We start from the raw sequence: 13273 nt of genomic DNA, 5'->3' as shown, positions 1-13273 counted from the left end.
CATGCGCAATGTCATTCGTCTCGGCGACGGCACGAGCCATGGCGGCAAGGTCGAAAGCGTCAGCGCGACGCATTTCACGGTCGACGGCATTGCGGTCGCCCGGGTCGGCGATCCATGCAGTTGCCCCATCAAGGGCCATGAACACTGCACGATCGCCGAGGGCGATCCGCATCATCTCATCGATGGAATCGCGGTTGCCTACGAAGGGCACAAGACCACTTGCGGTGCCGAGTTGATCGCCACGACAGGAAGCTTTGCCGGGCAATAGCTCGGTTCTTAAAAAAGAAGTCCCTGCTCAGGGGCTTCTTCATTCTTCACAATACGCCGCAGTTCAGCCGAACTTAATCAAAAGCTGTACGTCGCCCGCGCATACACGTAGCGGCCGTTGTTGCCGAACGGCGTGTAGTTCGAGAACGGCGTGTTGCTCGTCGTGTTCAGCGCCGGCGGCAAGGTTTCCGAGTACTTGTCGAACAGGTTGTCCGCGCCCAGCGCCAGGCTCATCTGGCGGGACAGGGCGTAGCGGGCTTCCAGGTCGACGATCGTCTTCGCCTTCAGCGTGTAATCGAAGGCGGCCGTCGTGCCCGGCGACAGGACGTCGCCGTAGCGCGTGGCGCGGGCCGTCACGCCCCACTGGTTCAGCTTCCAGTTGACGCTCGCCGTGATTTTGTTCTTCGGCTGGCCCTTCTCCAGCGTCAGCACGTTCACGCGGTCGAACAGCACGGGCGCCGGATTCAGCGCGGCCAGCTGGGCGGTGGTCGGGACCTTGGTCACGTCCGTGCGGTTGAAGTTGCCGGCCAGCGTGAAGTCGAAGTGGCCGGCGGCACCCGCCTTCCACGGCATGCTGGCCACGATATCGACACCCTTGGTCTTCGTGTCGACGCCGTTGATGAAGAAGCGGCCGCCGCCGATGCCCGTGAAGCCCTGCGACACGATGTAATTGCGCACGGCGGTCGACGTCAGGTTTTCCGACAGCACGATACGGTCGCGCATGTTGATGCGGTACGCGTCCACCGTCAGGCTGACGGGGGCGAGGCGCACCACGGCGCCCAGCGAGAAGTTGGTCGACTTCTCCGCCTTCAGCGGCTTGGCGCCCAGCGCCACGGCGACCGGGTCGTTCGGGGTGAACGTCGTGATCTCGTACGGGATGCCGTTGATGAAGTTGGTCGACGTCGACGTGAATTTCTGCTGCTGCAGCGACGGCGCGCGGAAGCCGTTCTGCACGGAGCCGCGCAGGGCGAAGTTCTTCGTGAAATCGAAGCGGCCGGCCAGCTTGCCCGACAGGTTGCTGCCGAAGTCGTTGTAGTGTTCTTCGCGCAGGGCGGCGGATGCCAGCAGCTTGTCGGTGATGTTGGCCTCGACGTCGACGAACGCGCCGATCGCGACGCGCGACGTATGCCCCGCGTCGGTGGGACGGAAGCCCGGGAACACCTGGGCGCCCGAGGCGGCCGGGGTACCGTTCGACAGGATCACGCCGCCGTTGCGCCAGGAATCCGGCTCGCCCGCGTGCAACTCGTAGCCCTCGCGGCGCGCCTCGGTGCCGACCGCCACGTTCAGCGGCGACGCCAGGCCGGCCACGTCGTACTTGCGCACGCCGGTCAGGTTGTACACGAGCTGGTTGTACGAGAAGCCGCCGGAATCGAAGTTCGTTTTGCTGGTCGGGCCGATCGACGCGTTCAGCGTGTTCTGGATGTCGTAGTTCATGCCGTTCTGGCCGTACACGAGCGACGTGTCCAGGTCCCAGTCGCCGATGCTCCAGCTCACGCCGGCGGCCGCGCTGAAGTCTTCGACGGTCGGGGCGATGATCGGCAGGAAGCCGTCCGGGTAGATCGACTGCACGTTGCGCGCGTCCAGCGACCTGCGGAAGTAGCCGGCCGAGCGCGCGTCGCGCAGCTGGTAGCTGCTCCAGCCGTAGAATTTCACTTCCGGGGTCAGGTTGTCGCCGAAGTTGACGAACACGGTCTTCTGCTGCATCTCCGGATCGCCGTACCACGCGTCGAAGCGGTTGATGGTCATTTCGCGCGGATCGTAGGCGCCGTTCACTTTCGGGTACTGCTGGCGCATGTCGTAGCCGCTGCGCTCCGTGTGTTCCTGGTTCTTGTATTCGGCCGCGAGGGTGATGTAGCCCGAGTCGCCCAGCGGCAGGCCTTTCCAGGCGCTGACGGTGGTCGTCTGGCCGTCCGTGCGCTTGCGCGAGTTCGGGCCGCTCCAGGTGGCGCCGGCCGGCGCGTCGTCGTTCCACAGGTCGTATTCGGTGACGTGGGCGCCGTAGGTGATCGTGCCTTCGCCGCCGCTGCGGTCGGTGCGCAGGCGGACGTTGACGACGCCCGAGATCGCGTCCGAGCCGTATTGCGCGGCCGCGCCGTCGCGCAGCACCTCGATGTTCTTCACGATCGCCGACGGGATCGTGTTCAGGTCGACGGCGGCCGAGCCGCGGCCGATCGAGCCGTTCAGGTTCACCAGCGACGACGCGTGGCGGCGCTTGGAGTTCACCAGCACGAGGCTCTGGTCCGGCGCCATGCCGCGCAGGGTGGCCGGGCGGATCGTGTCCGTGCCGTCCGTCAGCGCGGGACGCGGGAAGTTCAGCGACGGCAGCGCCACCGACAAGGCCTGGTTCAGCTCCGTCGAACCCGTGGACTTCAGCGTGTCCGCCGAGATGATGTCGACGGGCGACGCGGTGTCGAGCGCCGTGCGGTTTGCCACGCGGGTGCCGGTCACGACGACGGTGGCGGTGGCGCCGTCGGGACCGGTGTCCTGCGCCTGGGCCAGGAGGGGGGCGCCGGCGAACAGCGCGGCGATGGAAAGGGCGAGTACGGTTTTTTCTGGCGCGAATCGTTGTTGCATTCTCTTCATCCTTATTCTCGGTCTATGGACTGCGGGGGCGGCAGTTTGAGAGACACATCACCTGTCGAACTCGTCTTGATAGTGGGGGGTGCTTGTTATCGTTGTCAATTCAATCAGGGTGCATAGATGTATGGATGCAACAGTTGACCATGCGTGGTGCTTCGACGCACCACGGCCGCGCGCTCAATGCGCTTTGCCGCGCAGTTTTTGCACCAGCGTCACCGCCACCAGCACGACCGCGCCCACGACGACGCCGGCCACGGCATCGACCACGCTCGGCGCGACGGCCGCCAGCAACCGGCCGACGGTGGGCACCCCGGCCACCATGGCTGCGGCGCCGTCGGCCAGGTGGTGCAGCGGTGCGAACGCGTGGCCGATGATGCCGCCGCCGACCATGAACATGGCCACCGTGCCGATCACGGACAGCGACTTCATCAGGCGCGGCGCGGCCGCCAGCAGCAGATTGCCGACGGCGCGCGCGGCGCTGCCGGAACGGCGGCTCAGGTACAGCCCGAGGTCGTCGATCTTGACGATGCCCGCCACCACGCCGTAGACGCCGATCGTCATCGCCACCGCTACTGCGGCGAGGGCCGCCACCTGCGCGCCGAACGCCGCGCCCTTTTCGGTGACGACGCCCAGCGCGATCACGATGATTTCCGCCGACAAAATAAAATCGGTGCGGATCGCACCCTTGATCTTGTCCTGCTCGACCGTGCGCATGTCGGCGTTTTCCGCCAGAGCCGTCGCCAACTCCTCTTGATGCGCGGCATCCTCGGCGGCGCCGTGCAGGAGTCGATGGGCCACTTTCTCGAAGCCTTCGAAGCACAGGTAGGCGCCGCCCAGCATGAGCAGGGGCGTGATCGCCTGCGGCAGGAAGGCGGAGATGGCGAGCGCGGCCGGCACGAGGATCGCCTTGTTGCGCAGCGAGCCCAGCGCCACCGCCCACACGACGGGCAGTTCGCGGTCGGCGTTCACGCCCGTCACCTGCTGGGCATTGAGGGCGAGATCGTCGCCCAGCACGCCGGCCGTCTTCTTGGCCGCCACCTTGCTCATCAGGGCGACATCGTCGAGCACGCTGGCGATGTCGTCGATGAGTGCCAATAAACTTCCTGCCGCCATGGACCGCTCCTCGATATCAAGTTGACCACATCTTAACCGAGCGGACGATGTGTCCGGGTTCACAGTTCAGGCGCGTTTTCTGCGTTTCAAACCCGTAAATCTGCATCTCGTCGCTTTCCGGTGCTGCCGGCGCGAAGCGATACGTATAGTGACAATATTGGCTGCGGTGCAGCAGCCTTTCCGACCTGAAGGAGATGCCCATGAACCAGAACCTCGATCTGCCGACCGTTCCGCGCCGCCGTGCCCGTCCTCCGAAGCGCAAGACCCGCATCACCATCTACCTCGACGACGAGGTCCTGGACGAATTCCGCTCGCGCGCGGAGCGCACCGGCACCGGTTACCAGACGCTGATCAATGCCGCGCTGCGCCTGCGCCTGGCCAGCGGCGACGCGAATCCGGCCGCCGCCTAATCGGAAAAATCGCATAAACCCCGCCAATACAGGGTTTATGAGGTGTAAGAAGATTACACAGAGCAATTAATTATGCTAATCTTCCGGCTCTTTCAACCCGGAGGATTTATGAAAAAAGGCGAACTGATCGCTGAATTTGCGAAGCGTACCGAGATGTCGGGCGCCGCTGCGAACGACGCAGTGAACACCATCATCGACATCATCACCGAGCGTCTGAAAAAAGGCGACACGGTGGGTATCACCGGCTTCGGCACGTTCTCGGTCACCAAGCGCGCTGCCCGCAAGGGTCGCAACCCGGCAACCGGCGAAGTCATCAAGATCGCAGCATCGAAGACTCCGCGCTTCGCTGCCGGTGCGACCCTGAAGGCCGCCGTCAACCCGAAGAAGAAGTAAGCAGTACCCCGCGGCTGGCCGCGGCCGTCCGGCAATCGCCGGCGCCGTGCGCCATGCCCGCGTCCTTTCTCATCCCCTCCCGCCTGTTCCGATTCCCTCATGAGTTTCGCCACCTGGATCGCCTTCGTCGTCGCGGGCACCCTGATCGCCATTTCGCCCGGCTCCGGCGCCATCCTGTCGATGTCGCACGGCCTCGCCTACGGCCTCAGGAAGGCCAGCGCCACCGTGCTGGGCCTGCAGCTGGGCCTCGTGCTCGTGCTGGTGATCGCCGGCGCCGGCGTCGGCTCGCTGCTGATCGCGTCGGAGGTTGCATTCACCGTCGTCAAGGTCGTCGGCGCGTTGTACCTGATCTGGCTCGGCGTCGGCCAGTGGCGTTCGAAAGCCGTGGCGAGCGGGGTGCCGATGACGGGACTGGCCGCGCATCCGACGTTCGGCCGCCGCGTGTTGACCGGTTTTCTCACCAATGCGACGAACCCGAAAGGGATCATTTTCATGGTCGCCGTGCTGCCGCAGTTCATCTCGCAGGACGCGCCCGTGCTGCCGCAGCTGGCGATCCTGGGCGCGACGATGGTCACCATCGACACCACCGTGATGCACGGCTACGCCCTGCTGGCGTCGTCCATGCAGCGCTGGTTCCGCGATCCGCGCGCCGTCCGGACGCAGAACCGCTTCTTTGGCGGCGTGCTCGTCGTCGTCGGCGCGCTGCTGTTCTTCGTCAAGCCGGCCCACAGTTGATTTCGCCGATACATTTCGCAACCATTTGTAATTCGCCTCGCCGTTTCGCACGCACGTGCGTTGTAATGCAGTAGACGCAAATCGATTATAAGAACAGCCTATCCCCTGGAGACATCATGCCGAACCGCGTTGCGAAAACAGCCGTCCTCCTTGCCTTTTCCACACTGACGGCGCTGGCCGTGGCGGCCGATCCGCCGGCGCGCGTGGGCCGCGTGGCCTTGACCCAGGGCCAGGTCACGATCGGCAGCGACGTCGGCGCCGAGATGATGGCGGCCCAGGTCAACTGGCCCGTCACGTCCGGCAACACGATCACGACGACGGCCGGCAGCCGCACGGAAGTGCGCATCGGCTCCACGTCGATCCGCCTGGACGGCGATTCCTCGCTGGAAGTGCTGCAACTGGACGACGACGCGCTGCGCCTGCGCCTGGACTACGGCAGCGCCAGCGTGCGGGTGATCAATCCGGACGTGCTGTCCGGCTTCGAACTCGAGACCCCGCAGGCGCGCGTGCGCCTGCAGCAGCCGGGCCGCGTGCGCGTGGACGCCGAGCGCGTGCGCGACACCACGGCCGTCAGCGTGTTCGACGGCGTGGCGCTCGTCGAGGACGCCGATACCCAGCTGACGCTGCGCGCCGGCCGGCGTGCGGAAGTGGCCGACGACGACGTGCGCACGCTCGCCGCCGTGCGCGACGACTTCGACGAGTGGTCTCTCAGGCGCGACCGCTACGAGGACAACGCCGCGTCCGCCCGCTACGTGACTTCCGAGATGACGGGCTACGAAGACCTCGACCGTTACGGCAGCTGGCGCGAGGACCCGGAATACGGCCCGCTGTGGATCCCGACCGTCGCGTCGACCTGGGTACCGTACCGCGACGGCAGCTGGACCTGGGTCGATCCGTGGGGCTGGACCTGGGTCGACAATTCGCCGTGGGGCTATGCGCCGTTCCACTACGGCCGCTGGGTGCACGTGCACAACCGCTGGGCGTGGGCGCCGGGCCGCCACCACGACCATCTCGTGTGGGCGCCGGCGCTCGTCGGCTGGATCGGCGGCGACGGCTGGAACGTCGTGTTCCGCGACCGCCATCATCCGCGGCCCGCGGCCGGCTGGTATCCGCTGACGCCGCACGACCGCTACGTCCCGACCTGGCACGCGCCGGACAACCACCTGCGCTGGCTGAACGAACACGTGCGCGACAATCCGCACCGCCCCCACAACTACCGTCCGCAGGGCCTCACCGTCGTGCCGGAGGACCGCTTCGACCGGTCGGGCCGGGTGAACGTCCCGCGCACGCCGATCACGACCGCGCCGCCGGTCCTCGTGCGCAACGTCCCGGCCGGTGCGCCGCCGGCCGCGCCGCCGCGGCCGAATGGTCCGAACCGCGGCCCCGTCGGCATCGTCCACATGGACGGCCGCCACGCCGACCCGGGCCGCGAGCGCCGCATCGAAACGGACCGCGGCGAGCCCCACATCATCGTGGACCGGCGTCCGGCCGGACAGGTGCTGACGGCGCCGCCCGTCGCCCCGGTGACGGGCCTCGTGCCGCAACCGGCGCCGGCGCGCGGTCTGCCGGTGACGAGTCCCACGCCGCACCTGCCGTCCCAGCCCCTGAGCACCGTGACGAGCCCGGCGCCGCACCAATCGCCGCAGCCGCTGTCGACGGTCAGCCCGACGATCCCGCCGCCGCAGACGGTGCCGCCGGCGGACGTGCCCGGCGGCTGGCGCCGCGACCGGATGGACCGTGACGAGCGGCGCGACGAACGGCGCGACGAACGCCGCGAACAACTGGAAGCATGGCGCCGCAACCGGATGCCGCCGGCCCAGCCGCAGCCGCAGCCGGCAATGGCGGCGCCGGTGATGCCGGCACCGCAGCCGATCCAGCGTGTCGAACGTCCGCAGCCGCGGCTCGAACGGCCGGAGCCCCGGATCGAGCGCCCGGCGCCGCCGCCCGTGCAGATGGCAGCGCGTCCGGCACCGGCACCGGCGCCCATGCAGATGGCGCCGCGTCCGGCACCCGCCGCCGCACCGGCTCCCGCACCGGCACCGGCACCGGCGCCCGCGCCGGCCAGGGCGGAGCAGCACCACCAGCGCGTCGACGTGCGCGAAAAGGGCCAGAAGGAGCGCTGATCCGGGCGGAATCGGACCGGTTTGGCTACAATGCTGTTTTAGAAAAGGAGTGGCCATGGACCCGAAAGATTCCCTCATCGAATACCCGAGCGATTTCCCGATCAAGGTCATGGGCCCGACGCACGACGATTTCGCCACGACGATCGTCGAAGTGGTCACCATCCACGATCCGACTTTCCATGCCGGCAAGATGGAAGTGCGGCCGTCGTCCCAGGGCGCCTACACGGGCCTGACCGTGATCGTGCGCGCCACCAGCCGCGAAATGCTCGACAACCTGTACCGCGAACTGTCGTCGCATCCGATGGTGAAGATCGTTTTGTAAACCCAGGTTCAGGACGTCGGCGATCAGGCTGGCTTATAATGACGGGGATTCCCTTCAAAGATCCTACCCATGCAAGCGAACCGCCCGGTCATCCGTGAGCTTGGCCGCGCCGACTACGAACCCGTTTTTGCCGCGATGCACGCCTTCACGGATGCGCGCACGCCCGACACGCCCGACGAATTGTGGATCGTCGAGCATCCGCCCGTGTTCACGCTCGGGCTGGGCGCCGACCGCGGCCACCTCTTGACCGCGCTGGAGCACGACGTCCCCGTCGTGCAGACCGACCGCGGCGGCGAAGTCACGTACCACGGCCCCGGCCAGGTCGTGATCTACCTGCTGATGGACCTGCGCCGCAACAAGCCGGGCGGCAAACTGTATGCCCGGCAGTTCGTCCACAAGATCGAGCAGGCCGTGATCGACGTGCTGGCGGCGTATAATCTGGCGGGCGAACGCGTCGACGGCGCGCCCGGCATCTATATCGCCGGCGGACCGCGCAAGGGCGCCAAGATCGCCGCGCTGGGCCTGAAAGTGCGCGGCAACGGCTGCACCTACCACGGCGTGTCGCTGAACGTGGCGATGGATCTGTCCCCGTTCACCTGGATCAATCCATGCGGTTATTCCGGCCTCGCCACGGTGGACATGAAGACGATGGGCGTCGACGCGCCGCTGGCCGACGTGCAGCAGGCCCTTGCCGCCGCGCTGATCGAACACCTGTCCACGGCACCTTCTTCAAACGCAGCGGTCGCGCAGGCCGCAACGATCAACTGACAGCCCGACCCGGGCGATTACGCACATGACTTCCGAAATCGACAACGGCACCGCAGCAGCAGCTACCTACAACGCCAGCGAAAAGCAGAAAGGCGCAAGCAAGACGTCGCGCATCCCGATCAAGATCGTGCCGCTCGAGCAGCACGAGCGCCTGAAAAAGCCGGACTGGATCCGCGTGAAGGCCGCGAGCCCGTCGTCGCGCTTCTACGAGATCAAGGACATCCTGCGCGCCAACAACCTCGTCACCGTGTGCGAGGAAGCCAGCTGCCCGAACATCGGCGAATGCTTCGGCAAGGGCACCGCGACCTTCATGATCATGGGCGACAAGTGCACGCGCCGCTGCCCGTTCTGCGACGTCGGCCACGGCCGCCCGGACCCGCTCGACGTCAACGAGCCGGCCAATCTCGCCAAGACCATCGCCGACCTGCGCCTGTCCTACGTCGTGATCACCTCCGTCGACCGCGACGACCTGCGCGACGGCGGTGCCGGCCACTTCGTCGAGTGCATCCAGAAGACGCGTGAGCTGTCGCCGAACACGAAGATCGAAGTGCTCGTGCCGGACTTCCGCGGCCGCCTCGACAAGGCGCTGGCGATCTTCGCCGACGGCCTGCCGGACGTGATGAACCACAACCTGGAAACCGTGCCGCGCCTGTACAAGGAAGCGCGCCCGGGCGCCGACTACCAGCACTCGCTGGTGCTGCTGCGCGACTTCAAGGCCAAGTACCCGAACGCCGTCACGAAGTCCGGCCTGATGGTGGGCCTGGGCGAGACCGACGAGGAAATCCTGGAAGTGATGCGCGACATGCGCGCGCACGACATCGACATGCTGACCATCGGCCAGTACCTGGCCCCGTCGAACTCGCACCTGCCGGTGCGCCGCTACGTGCACCCCGACACGTTTAAAATGTTCGAAGAGAAGGCGTACGAGATGGGCTTCGTGCACGCGGCCGTCGGTGCGATGGTGCGTTCGTCGTATCACGCCGACCAGCAGGCGCACGAGGCGGGCGTGGCCGCGTAATTTTCGGTAACGCGAACAAATGGTGGGCGGCCCTCCGCCCACCTTCACGCCCGCGCTATATTGGCAACATGAGCGAACACCACCCCCGTCTCACCCCCTCCTCCGACGACACCCAGGACGACGACGCTTTCCTCGAACGGGACCTGAACCTGGCTGCGCGCGGCGTCGCGTTGGTCCGCATGGAAGGCCGCGTGTTCCTGCGCTTCGCCGGCGCCGTGCGCGTGGACGGCCTGCACGTCGAATACCGCCTCGTACCGGCGCGCGGCGTGCTGGCCAAGCCGAGCAAATGGCGCAAGATGGACGCCACCGCCCGCCGCGCGCTCGTCGAGGAGCGGGCCACGCGCGACGCCGTCGACGACCTGAACCAGGCCGTCGAGGAATTCGTGCGCGAGATCGCCGGCCAGGCCGACGAATTCGGCGTCGACCCCATGCTGTTCCTGCACGTGCTGGAAGACCTGGAGACGTCCGAGCCGGCCGAATTCGTGTTCGACCGCATCCGCCAGCGCCTGCTGCACGCCATCGAGCGCGAGCAGGAAGAACGCCACGCCGCCCGCACCAAGGAAAGCATCAACCTGGCCGAGTATCCGGCGTCATTCGACGTGGCCAGCCGGATGACGCGCCGCTTCATCGCCCTGCTGGGCCCGACCAATTCCGGCAAGACGCACCGCGCGATGGAACACCTGGCCCAGGCCGACAGCGGCGTCTACCTCGCGCCGCTGCGCCTGCTGGCGCTGGAAAACTACGAGCGCCTGCAAGGGTGCGTCCGCGCCGATGGCGAGCCGGTGAAAGTCAGCCTGGTCACGGGAGAAGAACGCCGCCTGGCCGAAGGCGCCACGCACGTCGCGAGCACCGTCGAGATGCTCGACACCAGGACGCCCGTGCAAGTGGCCGTCATCGACGAAATCCAGATGCTGGCCGACCGCGACCGCGGCGCCGCCTGGACGGCCGCCGTGTGCGGCGCGCCGGCGTCGACCGTGTACCTCGTCGGCGCACCGGAAGCGCGGCGCGCGATCGAGGCGTTGGCCGAGCGCCTGGAGTGTCCGCTCGAAGTGCACGTACTGAAACGCAAGGCGCCGCTGTCGATGGAGACGAGCGCCGTGCGCAAGCTGAAGAACCTGAAGCGGGGCGACGCCGTCATCGCCTTTTCGCGGCGCGACGTGCTGATGTGGCGCGACATGATCACGGAGATGGGGCTGTCGGTGGCCACCGTCTACGGCAATCTGTCCCCGGAAGTGCGGCGCGCCCAGGCGGAGCGGTTCCGGGAGGGACAGGCCGACATCGTCGTCGGCACGGACGCCCTCGCGATGGGGCTGAACATGCCGATCCAGCGCATCGTCATGACGACGGCCGTCAAGTACAACGGTGTCGAGGAAGAAGAAATCTCGGCCGCGCTCGCCAAGCAGATCGCCGGCCGCGCCGGCCGCTACGGCGTGCACGAGGAAGGCTTCGTCGCCGGCTACGACGACGACACGCACGACATCATGCGCTCCCTGATGAAGGAAAAGATCCCGCCCGTGCCGGCCAGCGGTTTTGCGGTGGCCCCGTCGCTGGAGCAATTGCACCGCATCTCGGCGGTGACGGGAGAGACGTCGCTGGTGAAGCTGCTGAAACGGTTCGTGCACAACATCGACGTGCCGGACGGCTTTTTTTATCCGCGCATCACGGAGGAGCAGAACGGGCGCGCGGAATGGCTCGATACGCTGGACTTGAGCGTGGCGGAAAAATTCACGCTGTCGCTAGTCCCGATCTCGACCAAGGTGCCCACGTTGGAAAGCGCGTGGTCGCATTGGGCGCAGTCGCTGGCGAAGCGAAAGATCTGCAAGCTCCAACCCCATCCGCAGGAATTGTTCTGGCAAAACTTGCAGGAAGTCGAGGACACGTGCCGCATGTATTCGGCGTATGCCTGGCTCGGCTATCGCATGCCGGAATTCTTCCCCAGCATCGAGGAAGCGCAGGCGCTGGCGCGCGAAGCGTCGGAGCGCGTCGACGCGCTGCTGCAGCAGCAGAACGCGGCCACGCGCAAGCGGCAGGCGAAACGGGGACGCTGGTAAGTCTTTACGTTTTGAGACGGGCCCGGCCGACGGCTTCCAGCCACTCGTCCCACAGGGCCGGGTCGCTCGTCCGGCCGTCCGCGCCCAGCCGGTAGCCGGCCAGCAGGTCGGCCAGGTCGCTGGACTCCGTCAAGTCGACTTCGCGTTCGAGGAAGGCCAGCATGGCCCGGTAGGCTTGTTCGACCGTCAATGTGTCCGTTGCGTTCATGATCGCCTCCGTGTCGATGACGCCAGCTTACGCCAACCTCGTCACGGCAGACAGTGCGCGGCGACGCCGGACCCGCGCGGGCCCGCGGAGGCGACGTCGGCCGGCGGATAATCATTGCTCAGCGCCAAGGTCCGGCCGCCTTCGTAGCTCAGGTTTAACGAAGTGCCGGCATAATCGGGCAGCGCACGCGGCACGTAGATGGCGAAACGGTAATCCAGGTGCGCGTAATAGCCGTGGCGGAAGAACTGGCTGGACGGGCCGCGCTGGATTTCGGCCGCGATCGCGTCGGCGACGGTCCGCGTGTCGAAGCGGCTGTTGACGTCGGCCGTATCGTCCAGCCTCAGCGTGTACGGCCGCAGCGGCCCGTAGCTGCGGCCGCCGTACTGGACGCGCATGCGGTCGACGTCGTAGTAAAAGCTCGGAATGTCGGCGCCCGTGACGTCCAGGCCGCACAGCACGAATATGGCCCAGAAGCCGTGCGAATCCAGCGGCAGCACGGCATTGATGACGTCGTGGTTCGGTAGCGCGACGGGGTTCGTGAAATCGATCCGGTGGGCGTTGGCAACATGCTGGTAGTGCAACACCACGGTGTCGCGCAGGCCGGTATCGACACTGCTGCAGCCCGAGGCCGTCAACAGGCCCGCTGCGAGGGCGTATTTGACATGCTTGCGCATCGCATCCTCCTTTGCCGGCGTCAAGCTTGGGCCGAAGCGGACGTCAACGTTTGCGGGAGGTCAGGGGTGCGCGCGGACCGATTACGACTTCAGGGATTTCTGCAGCAGCGCGTGCAGCGATGCAAAATCCGGCTCGCCCAGATAACGCTTGAGGATCTTGCCATCCTTGCCGATGACAAAGGTGGTCGGCGTCATGTTGACGTCGCCGAACTGCTTGGCGAGGTCGCCGCCGGAATCGAGGGCCACCTTGAACGGCAGCTTGCGCGTTTCGGTGTAGTTCAGGACATAGTTCGGCGGATCGTAGCTCATCGCCACGGCGACGAATTCCAGGCCGTCCTTCTTGAACCGGTTGTACGTGTCGACCATCTGCGGCATTTCCTTCACGCAGGTGGCGCAGGACGTGGCCCAGAAATTGACCATCACGACCTTGCCGCGCAAGTCGTGCGTGTTGATCTTCTGGCCGGCGATGGTGATGAACGTGACGTCGGGCGCCTGCTGTTGCTGGCTGAACGTGGCGAAACCGATGCCGGCGATCGCCAGCACGGCCGCGGCGGCGACGGCCGGCTTGACCCAGGCGCGTGTTGAAGTGGTCATGGTGTCTTCATCCTGCG

General features: G+C 66.5%; 15 protein-coding genes. 9 read left to right on the top strand and 6 right to left on the bottom strand.

What is annotated here, in order from left to right; genetic code table 11:
* Position 1 precedes the first annotated feature (1 nt).
* Positions 2-268, top strand: a complete 267-nt coding sequence (locus ISF28_RS17845) for a PAAR domain-containing protein (RefSeq protein ID WP_198118527.1) — start codon at positions 2-4, stop codon at positions 266-268.
* A 77-nt stretch (positions 269-345) separates the two neighbouring features.
* Here the strand turns inward: ISF28_RS17845 and ISF28_RS17840 are convergent, their stop codons facing one another.
* From ISF28_RS17840 to ISF28_RS17830, 3 genes are all read right to left on the bottom strand, one after another.
* Positions 346-2841 carry a TonB-dependent receptor plug domain-containing protein gene (locus ISF28_RS17840; RefSeq protein WP_198118526.1) on the bottom strand — a complete coding sequence of 832 codons (2496 nt, stop codon included), beginning with the start codon at positions 2839-2841 and terminating at the stop codon, positions 346-348.
* A gap of 183 nt (positions 2842-3024) precedes the next feature.
* Positions 3025-3960, bottom strand: a complete 936-nt coding sequence (locus tag ISF28_RS17835) for a DUF808 domain-containing protein (protein ID WP_198118525.1) — start codon at positions 3958-3960, stop codon at positions 3025-3027.
* Positions 3961-3976: 16 nt separating this feature from the next.
* Complete coding sequence (locus ISF28_RS17830) at positions 3977-4162, bottom strand: hypothetical protein (protein WP_198118524.1); 186 nt, start codon at positions 4160-4162, stop codon at positions 3977-3979.
* Here ISF28_RS17830 and ISF28_RS17825 point away from each other — a divergent pair.
* The 8 genes from ISF28_RS17825 (at position 4161) to ISF28_RS17790 (ending at position 11780) form a co-directional block, all read left to right on the top strand.
* Positions 4161-4370, top strand: a complete 210-nt coding sequence (locus tag ISF28_RS17825) for a BrnA antitoxin family protein (RefSeq protein WP_198118523.1) — start codon at positions 4161-4163, stop codon at positions 4368-4370. The genes ISF28_RS17830 and ISF28_RS17825 overlap by 2 nt on opposite strands.
* Positions 4371-4478: 108 nt before the next feature.
* Positions 4479-4763, top strand: a complete 285-nt coding sequence (locus tag ISF28_RS17820) for an HU family DNA-binding protein (RefSeq protein WP_036239618.1) — start codon at positions 4479-4481, stop codon at positions 4761-4763.
* 99 nt (positions 4764-4862) lie between these two features.
* Positions 4863-5498, top strand: a complete 636-nt coding sequence (locus ISF28_RS17815; RefSeq protein ID WP_198118522.1) for a LysE family transporter — start codon at positions 4863-4865, stop codon at positions 5496-5498.
* 116 nt (positions 5499-5614) lie between these two features.
* Positions 5615-7621, top strand: a complete 2007-nt coding sequence (locus tag ISF28_RS17810) for a DUF6600 domain-containing protein (RefSeq protein WP_198118521.1) — start codon at positions 5615-5617, stop codon at positions 7619-7621.
* Positions 7622-7676: 55 nt separating this feature from the next.
* Positions 7677-7943 carry a DUF493 family protein gene (locus tag ISF28_RS17805; RefSeq protein WP_198118520.1) on the top strand — a complete coding sequence of 89 codons (267 nt, stop codon included), beginning with the start codon at positions 7677-7679 and terminating at the stop codon, positions 7941-7943.
* Between the two features lie 69 nt (positions 7944-8012).
* Positions 8013-8711 carry a lipoyl(octanoyl) transferase LipB gene (gene lipB / locus ISF28_RS17800; RefSeq protein WP_198118519.1) on the top strand — a complete coding sequence of 233 codons (699 nt, stop codon included), beginning with the start codon at positions 8013-8015 and terminating at the stop codon, positions 8709-8711.
* 25 nt (positions 8712-8736) lie between these two features.
* On the top strand, positions 8737-9729 hold the full coding sequence (gene lipA, locus ISF28_RS17795) for a lipoyl synthase (protein ID WP_198118518.1): 993 nt from the start codon (positions 8737-8739) through the stop codon (positions 9727-9729).
* Between the two features lie 68 nt (positions 9730-9797).
* Positions 9798-11780 carry a helicase-related protein gene (locus tag ISF28_RS17790; RefSeq protein ID WP_198118517.1) on the top strand — a complete coding sequence of 661 codons (1983 nt, stop codon included), beginning with the start codon at positions 9798-9800 and terminating at the stop codon, positions 11778-11780.
* 4 nt (positions 11781-11784) lie between these two features.
* On the opposite strand, the gene ISF28_RS17785 is transcribed toward ISF28_RS17790, so the two are convergent.
* From ISF28_RS17785 to ISF28_RS17775, 3 genes are all read right to left on the bottom strand, one after another.
* Positions 11785-11988, bottom strand: coding sequence for a hypothetical protein (locus ISF28_RS17785; protein WP_198118516.1), 204 nt, complete (start codon positions 11986-11988; stop codon positions 11785-11787).
* A gap of 41 nt (positions 11989-12029) precedes the next feature.
* Entirely contained in the window at positions 12030-12662 is a 633-nt protein-coding gene (locus tag ISF28_RS17780; protein WP_198118515.1) for a hypothetical protein, read from the bottom strand.
* A gap of 81 nt (positions 12663-12743) precedes the next feature.
* Positions 12744-13256, bottom strand: a complete 513-nt coding sequence (locus ISF28_RS17775; RefSeq protein ID WP_198118514.1) for a peroxiredoxin family protein — start codon at positions 13254-13256, stop codon at positions 12744-12746.
* Positions 13257-13273: the final 17 nt, after the last annotated feature.

This window comes from Massilia rhizosphaerae (assembly GCF_016093545.1).
GTDB classification, from domain to species: domain Bacteria; phylum Pseudomonadota; class Gammaproteobacteria; order Burkholderiales; family Burkholderiaceae_D; genus Telluria; species Telluria rhizosphaerae.
Note: the sequence above shows the minus strand (reverse complement) of the source record. Positions and strands in the feature narration are given on the sequence as shown.